Origin of the sequence: Acetobacter sp., from assembly GCF_047721705.1 — a bacterium.
In the GTDB taxonomy this organism is placed as follows: domain Bacteria; phylum Pseudomonadota; class Alphaproteobacteria; order Acetobacterales; family Acetobacteraceae; genus Acetobacter.
The window spans coordinates 1-14,494 of the sequence record NZ_JBDNXK010000080.1 but is presented as its reverse complement, the minus strand read 5'-3'; the positions used below and the strand labels follow the sequence as shown (position 1 = coordinate 14,494).

The following is a 14,494-nucleotide window of genomic DNA, read 5'->3' as shown; positions in this document are numbered from 1 at the left end:
GGCGTTATGGGTGCAGCCTGTGCCTGCGCTTCCTTTCCTTCCTGCAAAATGCGGCGGATGGAAGAAAGAACCGTGTTGATCGAACCGTCGCCCGAGGATGCGCCGTTTTCGTCTGTCATAAAATAAACCTCTTCACGCGGCGCTTACCGTCCCGGCTGGTCGAGAGCGTAGTCGTTGATGCCCCACAGCCGATCCTTGACCGCGTCATAGTAAGCCTTCTCATTATAGAGAGGTACGTTGAGGTGAAGATCAAGTGCTGTCAGACGACCAATAGCTTCCGCCACGTTATAAGAGGCGGTCACCATGTTGCTCAAACTCTGCACCAGAGCCACCTGAGCCTGCAAAAGGGTGCTCTGCTGCTGCAGCACTTCCAGTGTTGTGCTGGTTCCCACAATGGCCTGACGTTCCACACCATCCAATGCGACCGTGCCAGCCCTGATGGCGGCGTGGTTGCTCTCGATCGCGGCTTTATAGGCGATCAGACGCTGCCAGTTGGAGGCCGCCGCCTGAGCCGCCTTTCGGCGCTGCGTGTCTACTTCCTTGGATGCTGCGATCGCCTGCTGTTTCGCCTGCCGGATACCAGCATACTCTCCACCACCCTGATAGATCGGCACATTGACGTTCAGTGTGGCGTATTTATCCTGATTGATCTGATTGCTGAGTTCCTGGTTGACCGACTTCATGTAGGCGCCAGTTGCCGAAACCGTTGGCATCAACGCAGCCATCGCTACTGCAACTGAGTCCTTCTGCGACGCTTCAGTAAACAGGGCGTTGATCACGTCCGGATTGTTTCTGACAGCCATTGCCACAGCTTCGGTTTCACTCTTCACCGGCAGGACTAGTGGCTGGGGAGGGACCAAATTTGGCGGCGGCGCCATGCCCACAACCTGCATGTAGGTTGCCTGTGCGGTCTGAAGCGTGCCCTCGGACTGCTGTCGCGTGGCCTTGGCGCTGGCATAGGCCGACTCTGCCTGCGCTACGTCCGTCCGGGTAATTTCTCCGACATGAAAACGCTCGTTCGTCGCGCGCAGCTGTTCCTGAAGAACATGTTCGTTGTTGATGTTGAGCTGAAGAAGCTGCTCATCCTCGATCACGCCGACATAGGCGTTCACGACATCCATGAAGACCTGTTGTTCCGTGGAAATGAGCTTCGCCCGTTCAGCCATCACCTTGTTTACAGCCTGATGGGTCTGGGCCGTTGTCTTGCCGCCGGAATAGATCGGCTGCGTGATACTGACCTGAGCCTGATAACCGAACGTGTTGTAACGGCGGATATAGGCGCTTTCGACACTGCCCTGTCTCGGGTCGTCGTTACCTGTGTAGTTGTTCGAACCATTGTAATAGCTGGGATTGAAAGAACCTTTGATGGTCGGATGCCAGCCAGCGAGAGCTGTCGGAACATTTTCGTCCGTTGCCCGCAGCGTTGCACGTTCTTCCTGCAGCGTGGGGTTGGTCAGATAAGCAGCGGACAGTGCTTCCTGAAGCGTATGCGGGATAAAACTCGGCTGTCCGCTCCCATCATATTTCTGGGCAAGAGCCGTCGAACTGTACAGGAACGCTGCCAGTCCCAACCCCAGGCCACAGGAATGTCTCATCTAACGTCTCTCTTTGCTGCCCGCTTTCGCCATAACCAAGGCGGTTTAAAAAATCTATGCCATGCCAGTGATCTATTTTCCACTGGCAAGCTTAACGGGAGATTGTCAGGCAACCCGTTACAGCAGGATTAGGCCGAAATAATGGAAAATCAGAGAGCAAAAGCGGCAGTTTTTTCGAACGCAGACAAAAATGGCGCGGCGGCATCAAAGAAAAAGCGCACGGACCATCCACCCGATTCTTCCGCTTCCGCCAGAAACGCCGAGGATGTTCCGTTTTCCGGACGCATTATACCTGCCACACGTCCTTTCGGTGCCATCTGTGCGGTGCAGAACTGCGGGATCTCGGAAATGGCTCCGGCAAAGACAATGAGATCAAATGGTGCATCTTCACTGTCGCCATTCGCCAGAGCGCCCTTGCGCCACACGATGTCAGGCGCGTTGCTGGACGTATAGGCCTTGCCTAGTGCGCTCAGTGCGTCATTTTCCTCAAGAGCAAAGACTTCTGCGTCGAGGCGGGCGATGACGGAAGCCAGATAGCCCGTGGCGGCTCCAACGACGAGCACGCGTTGGCCGGGTTCCACCTGCATCATCTGAACCAGTCGCGCCGTGACCATCGGCTGTAGAAGATAACGCCCATGTCCAAGCGGCAGCGTGCGGTCAGCATAAGCGAAAGGTTTCTGTTCGTCCGGAACGGCATCCTCCCGACGCAGTTCACGCATAGCGGTGACCACGCGCGGGTCGTTCACTTCCATGGGGCGAACCTGATCGTTGACCATCCGCAGTCGGGCGTCATCAAAATCGGAAACTGAACTCACAGTCGGTATGTATCCCTCTGCCGCATTTACCGGGGTCCGAATCTGCTCTGCAATCTGGGTCATGGGGCATCCCGCAAAATATCAGCCGTCCGGAACAGGAGAGAATTTAACCGGACCAATAAGTCAGTATCATGGAAAACTCAGGATTGAGCCAGACGTCAACCTTCAGGATGACCAAAACAGCGTCATCAATGACTTGACCTGCGCCGCCACCTAAGGAATATAGCGCCACCCGACAGGGTCCGGTGGCAGAATGGTGATGCAGCGGACTGCAAATCCGCGAACGTGGGTTCGATTCCCGCCCGGACCTCCAGTTGCTTCCATAAAACGGAAGCAGCAGCCGATCCTGTCGGTCATTTACCCCTTTGAATATACCTTGCCAGAGCAAAAGCCGCGCCAAACAGGCCCGGTTCCGGGTGCTCTATCATGCGCACAGGAATGTTGCGCATCAGGGTCTCGAAACGTCCCTTGGCGACAAAACGGGAGGCGAAATCCGACGTTGGCAGGATGTCCATCAGACGCTTCCCGAGGCCGCCAGCGATAACAATTCCGTTGGCTCCATGCGCCAGCGCCATATCTCCTGCGAACGAGCCGAGGGCCTGGCAGAATCGTGTCATCGCCTGAAGCGCGATTCGGTCATGCCCTCCGAGCGCCAGCGTCCAGATTTCCTTGTCGTTTAGAGTCCGGGCCGTCTCACCGACGTCCTCTGCCAGTTGAGCACAGATGGGGATGATGCCCGGGCCAGAGATGACGCGCTCAGCAGAGACGCGGCCATGAATGGCGCGCAGGCGCAGCATGAGGCGGTCTTCAAAATCGTTGGAGGGGCTGAAGCCGATATGACCTCCCTCCGCTCCACGAATCATTAACTCATCGCCGTTACGAATAATGATCGCCATGCCGAGACCTGTGCCCGGCCCGATGGTGAGAATGGTGCCTTCCGTTGGCAGCGGGCGATCCGGTCCGCACAGATAGGGGTGATGACTGGTGTCGAGATGCGCGACAGCATGGGCCACGGCTTCGAAGTCGTTCAGCAGCAGGAAGTCATCAATGTCGAGTTGCTCGGGAAGTTCACGCCGGACGATGACCCACGGGTTGTTGGCCATGACAAGCACGTCGCCCTGAACGGGACAGGCTACGGCGAGCGCTACTTTTCGGGGGAGCGCGCGCCCTACATGCTGGCGGAAATGTTGCCAGGCGCTCGCCAGCGTGTCGTGGTCGGCCACGTTGACGATATGAGGAGCGTCAACGCTGCAAACGCATCCGTTCTCAACACGGGCCAAAGCGAAGCGTGCATGCGTTCCGCCAATATCGGCAATGACAACTTCTTCCATGATGCTCCACTTTTTCGATCCGACAGCGACACAGGCTGGTTTAGCGTGGTTTCTGGTCCGCGTTGACCCTTGACATGATTGCTTCACGCAAAGGCCGGGGTGTCAGCCTGTCGATCAGTCGCAAAACCCGGAAAGGCCACGGGAAAATAACTTCAGCCCGATCCTTTGCAATTGCGGCAATGATATGACGTGCCGCCTGATCCGGTGTGACCAGAAAGGGACGGGGGCCGACAATCCGTTGACTCATCGCGGTATCCACGAAACCCGGCGCGATAAGGCTGACATGAACACCAAGCGGTGCGAGCGCAATGCGTGCCGAGCTTGCGAACCGCGCAAGACCCGCCTTCGAACCACCATAGCCTGCGGCAAACGGCAGATCGTGGAACGCCGCGACTGAGCCGATCAGCGCAATCGCCCCACCACCACGCGCCTGCATGCGCTCGGCTGCCGCCATCGTCAGCGCGGCAGGGGTTGCATAGTTCACCAAGCCGAGTTCCAGCACCATTTCGGCCTGTTCGACTTTTTCTGACACTTTTTTCATGTCGGACAGACCGGCACACAGAATGACCGTCTGCAACGGCACGGTGCCATCGTCTGTCCGCAACGCTGCAAGGGAGGCTTTTCCGTCCGCCAGATCAATTTCCCGCGTCACGACATGCGCCCCACGATCGCGACACAGACGCGCCGTATCCTCAAGCCGCTGCACATTTCGGCCCCAGAGGACCAGTGTGCGACCGGGTTCAGCGTAATGGAGAGCCAGTGACTGCCCGATGCCTCCCGAGGCACCCGTAATGAGGACATTCCCTGTTGGCATGGCTCGTGAGGGACGTCTGAAAATAACATCGGAAAGAAAGAAAAAGACACGATGCAGGACTCGGTCGTGCCGTTTCAGATTGGCAGCGGAATTGTTCAACGCTATGTCCTATGCCCCTCATGCACCGGTCGCGGGTGCGTCTATCCACAGTGTCGCGCGAAACCGCGTGTTTGCAGGGAGAGTTCATGACCCACTCGGCGCGCCTTGTCATCACCCCGGTTAACGGCTTTCGGCAGCTTTCGACCTTCATCCGGCTGCCGCGCAGGCTCTACGCAGGGATGGAAGGGTATATGCCGCCCCTCGACATGGAGCAGAGAACTCTCCTCGATCCAAGCCGTTCTCCTTTCTACCGGCACGGCGAAGGGCAGTATTTCCTCGCATGGAAAGACGGTCGGCCAGTGGGACGGATCTCGGCGCAGGTCGAGCATCTGCTGACGGACGTTTCCGCCGCGACGGGTCTGACGCCGAACATGGGATTCTTCGGCGCGCTTGACGCTGCTTCTCCCGATGTCGTCGCCCCTTTGCTGGAAGCCGCTGCTGACTGGCTTCGTGCCCGTGGCAAGACTTCTATGCTTGGTCCATGGACGCTGAACAGCAACGGCGAATATGGCACCATGATCGAGGGGCAGAATGCGCTGCCCATGATCATGATGCCGTGGCATCCCACCTTTCTCGCTCCGGCCATCGAAGCCGCCGGTCTTGAGAAAAAGATGGATGTCCTGTCCTACCTGATGGAAATGGGACCCGAGGCCGAAGCCGCCCATGTCGTGCCGAACGGTCTCAAGGTGGGGCAGGGGCGTCTTGGAACGCTCTCGGTCCGTCGTCTCAATTCGAAGCAGACAGTCCGTGATGGAGAGATCCTCCGCACGCTGTATAACGACACATGGCGCGACACATGGGGGTTTGTCCCCTATACCGACGATGAAATGAAGGCGATGATCCACGAGATCCGCCCGATTCTTCGTGAAGAACATTTCGTTCTCGTTGAACAGAATGGCGAGCCGGCAGGTGTCGCGCTCGTCGTGCCGAACGTATTCGATGTAGCCGGAGACCTTGGCGGTGCACCGTCACCGCTCGGCTGGGCCAAACTTGGCCTGCGTCTCCTGCGCCATGATTTCCATTCTGCCCGTGTCATCCTGCTGGGCGTAAGCAAGGGACTTGCCGGCACGGCGCTGGGCGCGATTCTGCCCGCACTGCTCATTTCCGAACTCATGAACCGCGGGCATGAACTGCCTTACAGCCAGATCGAACTGGGCTGGGTGCTGGAAACCAATCAGCCCATGCGCCGTCTGATCGAGCGCATCGTGCCGACGCCGACCAAGCGCCACCGGGTCTTCTCGCGCTCGCTCTGAAAACGTCAGGCGAGGACAGACCGACAACCCCTGACAGGCTACCCGCCCTATCCTGTCGCGCGACTGGCGAATATCTCGCCGGAGCCTGACGCATGCACCGCCACGTTTTGTTATTTGTAATCTTTCTTCTCACGGTTGAAAAAAATCTCATGCTTCTTTGAGTCCGTGACAAGAGAGGAAAAAACACAGGGTGGGGGCGGCTAACAAGAAAACTGAGCTGCCGTGGTGGTCACTAAAAAGGCTGATATGGGCGCCAACCCTGCGCGGCGGGTTCTTCCCGCCCGGCTGGTTCATGTTCTGCTTCAGAACATGGCTGGCTGTTTGGCTGGCTCTCGCCTCCGCCTTCTGGCTCCAGATTTCCTCGCCCGGCTCCGCCGCCGTCACAGTCATGATTCTGGCCCAGCCCCTGCGTGGCCAGATGCTCTCCAAAGCGCTCTACAGGCTTGCCGGAACCTTTGTCGGCGCGTTCATCGCCCTCTTTCTCACATCCTGCTTCAGTCAGGACCGGGCGCTGTTGCTCGGCGGCGTCGGGTTGTGGCTCGCCCTGTGCTGCATCATGGGAACGCTGGAGCGTGATTTCCGCGCTTATGCTGCCATGCTGTCGGGCTATACCGTCGCTCTGATCACCATAGGTTGTATCGACGCACCACAGAACGTCTATGAAGTGACGGTGAACCGCGTTTCCGCCATCGTCATTGGCATCGCCGCGACGGCAGCCATCAACGATGTGTTCGGCTCACCCACCGCATGGGCAAAACTTACCAGCGGACTGGATACCATCGTCGGGATGGTGGGACGCATCGCCCGGGACGCCGTGGCCGGACATTCCGTGCCGGAACCGGCGGCCCTTGCCGGTATTGCCGGACAGGTCATGGCCCTGACGTCTCAGGTTTCCTTTGCCCGGACCGAAATCGCCGACGGTCGCCTGCGCATGACCGGCGCGCGCTCGGCGATGGTGGCGCTTCTGGAAATGCTGAACTGTAGCCGTGCCATCGCGATGGCACTGGAATACGGCTCCATTTCCGACGAAGTCGTCCAGCGTGTTCGGGCCGTGTTCGGCAATGGTGAGGCCATCGCATCCCCACGTGCTGCGGTGGAAGATCTGGAAGATCTGGCCCATGAAGCCCATCAGGATGCGGCGGAGAATGAGAAGCGCCTCACGCTTGAAGAAGCATGGTTCATTGAGCGGGTCATGTCGCTTCTGTCTTACTGGCGATGGGCATCGGATGGCGTCGATTGCGTTCATAACGGCGTAAAGGCTCGGACCAAGGCGCCGGATCTGAAAATCGTTGCCCATCAGGACGTCATTCTGGCGTTGCTCAACGGACTGCGGGCGCTTGTGGGATATTCAGTGGCTGCGGGCCTCTGCATTCTCAGCGGGTTGCCACAAAGCTATGCGGCACTCTCTCAGGTGGCCATCGTCCTGACTCTTGCGGCAACAACCTATGATGTCCGGGCTTTCGGCATGGGCGCGCTCATCGGCATGCCGCTGGCCATTTTTACCGCCGCCATCCTGAATTTCGGCATCCTGCCCCATGGCTCCGATATGCCGTTTTTCGCTCTGATGGTTCTGCCCGTCATCTTCGGCGGCTGCCTGCTGCTCCTGAACCCGAAAACCTCCGCCATTGGCTTCAACGCGGGCGTATTCTTCTTCGTCATCCTCGGTGTCGCCAACGAGCAGAGTTACGATCTTCAGGCCTTTATCGCCCGTGACGAGCAGTACCTGTTCGCTGGCGTGCTGATCTTCATCGCCCTCACGCTGCTTCTGCCGCCCAGTGCGCGGACGAGACGCTTCCGCGTGGCCATGGCCATCGGTCATGATCTGCACAGACAGTTCGAGGGGCATGGTGAACAGGAAGGCTCGGCGCTTATCAGCCGCCATTATGACCGCCTGATCAAGCTGCGTCTCTGGAACAGCTATCTTCCCGGCAATCGGTCGAAGGATCGCGTGTTCGACCGTTTTGCCGCACTGGATGATCTCAATGCCGCTCTTGCTCGCGCACGCCGCCACCTTCAGCGCGCCGCCACCATTCCGGCTGTCCGCGTGGAGGCCGAAGCCGCTCTGCGGTCGTCCATCGTCTACAACGTGGATTCAACCGTCACCCGTATGACCATTCATGCCGAACGGCTTCTGCTCCTGTCGCATGATCTGCCGCATGGTGAAATGGCGACGGTGCTGGCCGCCGTGTCCGGCATGGCGGGTGCGATCCGGCTTCTCGAACGCAACAAGTCCGCCATCGGTCTCTATGACATCCTGCCGGTGCCCAGCATGCAATGGAGAGCCCTATGAAGGCGCCCCTTCAGTCCGTCATCGATATCGGTGGCCTACTGGTGTCGTCCTTTCTCGTGCATGTCGGCCTCGGCCTGCTGACCATGCTCATCGTCAAACCGATCCTGACCAAGACACGGCTGGATCGCTTTATGTGGAACGTGCCACTGGCCGAGTTCGGCATGCTCATCATTTTTACCGGCCTCTACACAATACTGCTTTGAGCCGGGGCAGAACGGGAGCTTTGACGGATCGATGAAACGACTAACCAGCAGGCAGTCCATCGCGGCAGAAGGGAACTCTCACTGTGTTTGAAAAAGCCCGCCGCGCCCTGCAATACACGACAACCGGCGTCATCCTGCTCATTGCCGCCATCGTCGCTTTCGTTCTGTGGGATTATTACACCTCCGCTCCGTGGACCCGAAACGGACAGGTGCGTGTGCAGACCGTCAATCTCGCCCCTCGTGTCTCCGGTCCGATCATCGCGCTCCATGTCCATGACAACGAGTTCGTGCGGGCAGGGGATGTGCTGTACGACATCGATCCGTTCGATTTTCAGGTCGCGGTCGCCACGGCCACTGCCGTCGCGGAGCAGAGAAAAGCCGACCTCGCCCTCAAGATCCCGCAGCACAACCGGCGCGAGCATCTGAGTGACGCCGCCGCATCGAATGAGGAAAAGCAGGTCTATGAAGCGACCGCCGCCGTGGCGCGTGCGCAATATGCTCAGGCGCTAGCCCAGCTTTCACAGGCCAAGATCAATCTCGAACGAACCCATATCCGCAGCACCGTGTCCGGCCCGGTCAACAACCTCATCATGCGGGTCGGTGACTTCGCCACCGCAGGCAAGCCGAACATCACCGTTATCGACAAGAATTCATACTGGGTAGACGGCTATTTCGAGGAAACGAAAATCGGCTCCATCAACATTGGAGACGCCGTGCGCGTAGATCTGATGGGCTTCCATGAACCCATTGAGGGCCATGTCGTCAGCATCACCCGCGGTATCGCCACGGACAACGCCAGCAGTGGCGTGCAGGGTCTGCCGTCAGTCGACCCGGTCTACACGTGGGTCCGGCTCGCCCAGCGTATTCCGGTCCGTGTGAAGATCGACCGCGTCCCTGAGAGCGTCACGCTGGCCGCGGGCATGACGGCAACCGTGACCATCGTGGGCAGCAAGGGGCACCGTGCGCACGATACCTTGCAGGATGCTTTCGAGCGTCTGCACGATGCGTTTTTCAACATCGGAGGCGGCACGCGCCGGTAAGGCTGACGTAAACGGATTGCTATCGTTCCCGCGCATGGCTACTTTCATGGAGAGTGCAGCCTCAAGCGGGACAGGGATGCTGACAGGACCGACGCTGGAAAGAGTGAGAGGTAAATGGCTCGCCATCGTGCTGATGCAGATGGTGTTCCTTCTGCCGTTCGCGTTCCTCACGCCGAGCCATGCGCAATCGGTTCACCATGCACATTGCATGCAGCCTGGCACGCAGTCCGAAATGGCCATGTCCCATCAGGCGACGGTTGCCCACTCGCATCGTTGCCATGCGTACAGCGGCTCGGATGCGGCTGGGCAGTGCTGTCATCCGGGCACCTGTTGGGAAAGTTCGGTTCTCGCCGAGCCGCTGCCCTTCTCGCGTGAGCGCACGGCCCTCCTCTTGAAGACAGATGCTTACACGTGGGCGGCTTTCCTTCATCCGCCCGGACTGACTGCGCCGCCTGCTTTGCCTCCACCCAGAGAGATTTTCTGAACCGTTTTCAACGGTGATCGGTGTCTGATGGTCCGCTTCATGCGGGGCATCGCTCGTGGTCTCTTTCAGGTCTCACATCATGTTCCCACACGCTCTTTCAAAGCGCGCGCGTCTCGGTCGCCGTCGCTTTGTGACCGGCGCGGCATTGCTCGGTTGCCGCGCACTGCTGCCCCGTCCGGCTTACAGCGCTTCTGGCGATGCCACCGCTGGCATTTCCGGTCTGCTGCCATCTGTTGCGTCCAGCTATACGCTTGCTGTGGAGGATGTGCCCGTGCGGATCGGCGGCAGACACACGAAAGCCGTTGGTATCAACGGTTCTACGCCCGCGCCCACGCTTCGCTGGCGGGAAGGCGATACTGTTGCTCTGACCGTTACCAACAGACTGGATGAAAAAACTTCGATCCACTGGCATGGCATACGATTGCCAGCCAACATGGATGGCGTGCCGGGGCTCAGTTTTGCCGGGATTCCCGCAGGAGAAAGCTTCACCTATCGTTTCCCTGTCAGGCAGAGTGGAACCTACTGGTATCACAGCCATTCGGGAGGGCAGGAACAGAGCGGCCTGTATGGGGCTCTCGTCATCGATCCTGCTGGAAAACCGGCCTGCAGCGCCGATCGGGATTATGTCGTTCTGCTTTCCGACTGGACCGAGGTCGATGCGATGGACATCATCTCCAATCTCAAATTCAACAGCGATTATTACAACTTCCGCCAGCGCACCGTCGGCACATTCATCCACGACGCCCATCGCGACGGCCTCGGTCCCACCATCCGTGACCGCCTGATGTGGGGGCGCATGAATATGGCGCCTACGGATATCTCGGACGTTTCAGGTGTCATTTACACTTACCTGATGAACGGCTGCGCACCCGATGAAGGCTGGAGCGCGCTCTTTCAGCCGGGTGAAACCGTGCGTCTGCGGTTCATCAACGCCTCGTCCATGACCCTGTTCGATGTGCGTATTCCCGGTCTCACGATGCAGGTGATCGGAGCCGATGGAAACGATGTTGAACCCGTCTCCGTCGATGAATTCCGTATCGGTACGGCGGAAACATATGATGTGCTTGTCCGTCCTGATGGCTCGGGGCCCTACACCATTTTCGTCCAGTCCGAAGATCGGACCGGCTATGCCCGGGGCACTCTCGCCACGCGGGAGGGGGAACGCGGCCCAATACCGCCAATGGACCCGAGACCGCTTCGGACAATGGTTGATATGGGCATGAGTCATGAAGGCATGGATCACATGAACATGCCTGCGGCAACTCCTGTTACGTCCTCCCCACATCCTGCCGCCGCAATGGGTCATATGGATATGGGTGACATGGATATGGACGATATGGACATGAGCGATATGCCGGGCATGTCCGCCTCGGCCCATACCAGTGCCAAGCCCACGGTCATGAAACCCGCCAGAGAGGTCGTTCCCAAACCGGGCGTCGAGGTGCAGAGCGTCGCCAGCATGACAAGAAATCGTCTGGGTGAAGCCGGAGCTGGTCTTGACGGCAATGGTCGCCGCTCCTTGCGTTACACAGACCTGCGCGCTCTCAGGCCAGCGGCCGAAACACGCCCGCCGTCACGCGAGATCATCCTGCACCTGACCGGCAACATGGAGCGGTTCATCTGGGGCTTTGACGGCAAGAAATTCTCTGAAGCGGAGGCGCTCACCTTCGTCCGCAACGAACGTGTCCGCTTCGTGCTGATCAACGACACGATGATGGAACATCCCATCCACCTTCATGGCTTCTGGAGTGAACTGGAGAACGGGCAGGACGATTATCGTCCCTACAAACATACAATCATCGTCAAACCCGGAGAACGGCTGAGCTATCTCGTCACCTTCGATGAACCGGGCCTATGGGCCTATCACTGTCATCTGCTCTACCACATGGAAACCGGCATGTTCCGGACGGTGGTGGTGTCATGAAAACCGCCCGCATCTTTTTCAGCCTACTGGCCTGCGTCGTTTCGAAAACGGCTGCTGCAACACCTGTTTCCTATGTGAACGGTATCATGCCCGTCATGGATCAGCATGCCTATTTCCACGCTCTGCTGGAACAGTTTGAGGCCCGTTACAGCGGGCAGGGCGGCCAGTTCCGCTATGACGGACAGGGCTGGTACGGCACGGACTACAACAAGCTGTGGGTCAAATCTGAAGGCACGCTCGGGGTGGATGGGCGCTTCCGCGATGGCGACCATGAAATCCTCTACGACCGTGCCATCTCCCGCTATTTCGACGTGCAGACTGGCGTGCGACTGGACATCGATCATGGCCCCACCCGCGCATGGGGCGCCATCGGCGTGGAGGGACTGGCCCTCTATTTCTTCGATGTGGAAGGCACATTCTATTTCAGTGACAGGGGTGTCGCGGGCAGGTTGCAGGGCTCATACGATATCCTCATCACCAACCGTCTGATTCTCCAACCACAGGCGGAACTCAACTTCTATTCCAACGCTGACAGCGCCCGGGAGGCCGGACGCGGGTTGTCAGACGTCGATGCCGGATTGCGTCTTCGCTACGAGTGGTACAGAAAGCTCGCCCCTTATATCGGCGTGACTTATTCCAATGCCCTCTACAATGGAGTCCAGCGCGCCGACCGCGCTGAAACCGGCAGCCATTTCAACTTCATTTTCGGCATCCGGGGCTGGTTCTGATGCTTCCTCTGCGGCTCTTGGAGCCGTCGCCCATTTGCGTGGAGAGACCGTAAGTGGCAGACATGAATTGACACGTTTTAGCAACGGAGAGTGTGTTTGTCTTTGAGTCGTCCCGTTCTGTCGCGCGCGAAATATTCTTTTCTCGCGGGTCTTCTCCCGTTTCTTTCCGGATGTGGCTACTACTCCTCCCACCTTGCCCACAAAGCCCAGTCCACCATGATCGGCATGACGGAAGTGGATATGCAGGCCTGCGCGGGCATTCCTGACAAATCCAAAGTGCTCGACAAACACACCACGATTTACGAATACCAGCGCGGTCGAAATATTGCTGCGGCGACGACATCGACCCTCATTCCAGTCCAGTCGGTGCAGAACATCTTCAGCGAAATTGGGGGCGGTGACGGCAAGAGTTGTGTGGCGGATTTTCGTGTTGTCGATGGCAAGGTGCAGGACGTCTATTACAGCGGCGACAATGACATGCTGATTGGAACAGATGGCGTCTGCGCCACCGTTGTTCGCGGCTGCATCCGTCGCAGGGTTCCATCTGCCAGAAAACCGAAAGGCTGGATCTCGGCTTTCATACAGCCGCAACCCGACGCTCTGCCTCCAGCGAGCACAGCGGCAGCCCCAGCTGTGGGAACAACCGCCACGCCCACAGGAACTGCAACGGCAGCACCAACGGATGTCACCAAACCCGTGATCACACGTCAATAAGAGGGGCCAGCAGCCTCTAGGGGATTTATCCTTGGAGTAATGCCTGCACCTCTGACCATTCGGGAGCCGCATCGGCGGCTCCCCGCTTTGTCACCGCCAATGCGCCAGTGGCCGCCGCCGCGCGAACCGCATCGCCGAGAGAGGCACCGCCAGCCAGCGCCACGGCGAGACCAGCATTGAAGCAGTCGCCCGCAGCCACTGTATCGATGGCCTGCACCGGAAAAGGCGGCACAAATCCGCTTCCCTCTGCTGACTGCCACCAGACACCGCGGGCTCCCATCTTCACCACAGCGGCTGTTACCCCGCGCACCATCAGTAATGACGCCGCACGCGCCGCATCTTCCTGTGTCATCGGCAGAACGCCGCAGAGCGCCGCCGTCTCGGTCTCGTTGGGTGTCACGACATCCACGAGTGGCCAGAGTTCATCGGGGAGAGGGGAGGAAGGCGCTGGTGCAGGATCAAGAATTACCTTGGCACCCGCCGCGCGTCCGCGTCGCGCTGCCGCCAGCACGGCTGCCACCGGCACTTCGAGTTGCAACAGTAAAACTGACGCTTCAGCAAACAATGATTCCGCATGGGAAACATCGCTTTCGTCCACAGACAGATTGGCTCCACCAACCACTGTGATGCAGTTTTCAGCCGCCGCATCAATTCCGATCAGAGCCAGCCCCGTCGCGCTTTCAGCGTCTTCCCGCAAACCCGTCAGATCGACGCCAAATGTCTGTAATGCCTCTCGCGCCTGTTTCCCGAACGTATCCGCTCCGATCCGACCAACGAGAGCCGACCGCATCCCACGTCCAGCTCCCAGCCTTGCCGCCGCAGCCGCTTGATTCGCCCCTTTGCCGCCCAGTCCGATCGCATAGCTTTCGGCGTGAATCGTCTCTCCCGGTGTGGGCAGTCGCTTCCCGCGTGCCGTCACGTCGATGTTCACACTGCCGAAGGAGAGGATGAGGGGGGAGGGCATGAGGGCTCTTTCAAGGTTGCGTGATAGGTTGCTGTCTGCAATCAGGAGTGGAGTGAATGGACGTTTGAGTTTTGTGAAATGTGCTTTTTAATTTGTTTTGTTCTGGTATTCTGTCGTTGTAAATAGAAATGTTTATTTGATTGTTCGTGTTCTTCTGGTCAGAATTACATCTCTGATCTGCCTTGCTCTGATCTGCCTTGCTCTGATCTGCCTTGCTCTGATCTGCCTTGCTCTGATCTG

Annotated in this window: 13 protein-coding genes and 1 tRNA gene; 9 read left to right on the top strand and 5 right to left on the bottom strand. The window is 58.6% G+C overall.

The genetic code is table 11. From position 1 onward, the window contains the following. Window positions 1-143: 143 nt before the first annotated feature. Complete coding sequence (locus ABF824_RS12655; protein WP_415489383.1) at window positions 144-1,595, bottom strand: TolC family outer membrane protein; 1,452 nt, start codon at window positions 1,593-1,595, stop codon at window positions 144-146. A gap of 149 nt (window positions 1,596-1,744) precedes the next feature. Continuing rightward, window positions 1,745-2,410: a protein-L-isoaspartate O-methyltransferase family protein gene (locus ABF824_RS12650; protein ID WP_415489382.1), complete on the bottom strand. Its 666-nt coding sequence runs from the start codon at window positions 2,408-2,410 to the stop codon at window positions 1,745-1,747. 239 nt (window positions 2,411-2,649) lie between these two features. Here ABF824_RS12650 and ABF824_RS12645 point away from each other — a divergent pair. After that, window positions 2,650-2,723, top strand: a tRNA-Cys gene (locus tag ABF824_RS12645). A 40-nt stretch (window positions 2,724-2,763) separates the two neighbouring features. On the opposite strand, the gene ABF824_RS12640 is transcribed toward ABF824_RS12645, so the two are convergent. After that, entirely contained in the window at window positions 2,764-3,741 is a 978-nt protein-coding gene (locus ABF824_RS12640) for a glucokinase (protein ID WP_415489381.1), read from the bottom strand. Window positions 3,742-3,781: 40 nt separating this feature from the next. Continuing rightward, window positions 3,782-4,555, bottom strand: coding sequence for an SDR family NAD(P)-dependent oxidoreductase (locus ABF824_RS12635; protein WP_415489384.1), 774 nt, complete (start codon window positions 4,553-4,555; stop codon window positions 3,782-3,784). 185 nt (window positions 4,556-4,740) lie between these two features. Between ABF824_RS12635 and ABF824_RS12630 the strand changes: the two genes are divergently transcribed. The 8 genes from ABF824_RS12630 (at window position 4,741) to ABF824_RS12595 (ending at window position 13,290) form a co-directional block, all read left to right on the top strand. Continuing rightward, window positions 4,741-5,907 (top strand): GNAT family N-acetyltransferase, encoded by a 1,167-nt coding sequence (locus tag ABF824_RS12630; protein WP_415489380.1) that lies wholly within the window; start codon window positions 4,741-4,743, stop codon window positions 5,905-5,907. A gap of 292 nt (window positions 5,908-6,199) precedes the next feature. After that, entirely contained in the window at window positions 6,200-8,197 is a 1,998-nt protein-coding gene (locus ABF824_RS12625) for an FUSC family protein (RefSeq protein ID WP_415489379.1), read from the top strand. Continuing rightward, complete coding sequence (locus tag ABF824_RS12620) at window positions 8,194-8,400, top strand: DUF1656 domain-containing protein (protein WP_415489378.1); 207 nt, start codon at window positions 8,194-8,196, stop codon at window positions 8,398-8,400. The genes ABF824_RS12625 and ABF824_RS12620 overlap by 4 nt, the downstream gene beginning before the upstream one ends. A gap of 83 nt (window positions 8,401-8,483) precedes the next feature. After that, window positions 8,484-9,440, top strand: coding sequence for an HlyD family efflux transporter periplasmic adaptor subunit (locus tag ABF824_RS12615; protein WP_415489377.1), 957 nt, complete (start codon window positions 8,484-8,486; stop codon window positions 9,438-9,440). Beyond that, window positions 9,403-9,924, top strand: a complete 522-nt coding sequence (locus tag ABF824_RS12610; RefSeq protein WP_415489376.1) for a hypothetical protein — start codon at window positions 9,403-9,405, stop codon at window positions 9,922-9,924. Before ABF824_RS12615 ends, ABF824_RS12610 begins: the two co-directional genes overlap by 38 nt. 79 nt (window positions 9,925-10,003) lie before the next feature. Further along, on the top strand, window positions 10,004-11,848 hold the full coding sequence (locus tag ABF824_RS12605) for a copper resistance system multicopper oxidase (protein ID WP_415489375.1): 1,845 nt from the start codon (window positions 10,004-10,006) through the stop codon (window positions 11,846-11,848). Beyond that, window positions 11,845-12,576, top strand: coding sequence for a copper resistance protein B (locus ABF824_RS12600; protein ID WP_415489374.1), 732 nt, complete (start codon window positions 11,845-11,847; stop codon window positions 12,574-12,576). Before ABF824_RS12605 ends, ABF824_RS12600 begins: the two co-directional genes overlap by 4 nt. Window positions 12,577-12,678: 102 nt before the next feature. Then, complete coding sequence (locus ABF824_RS12595; protein ID WP_415489373.1) at window positions 12,679-13,290, top strand: hypothetical protein; 612 nt, start codon at window positions 12,679-12,681, stop codon at window positions 13,288-13,290. A gap of 25 nt (window positions 13,291-13,315) precedes the next feature. On the opposite strand, the gene rbsK is transcribed toward ABF824_RS12595, so the two are convergent. After that, entirely contained in the window at window positions 13,316-14,254 is a 939-nt protein-coding gene (gene rbsK, locus ABF824_RS12590) for a ribokinase (protein WP_415489372.1), read from the bottom strand. Between the last annotated feature and the right edge of the window lie 240 nt (window positions 14,255-14,494).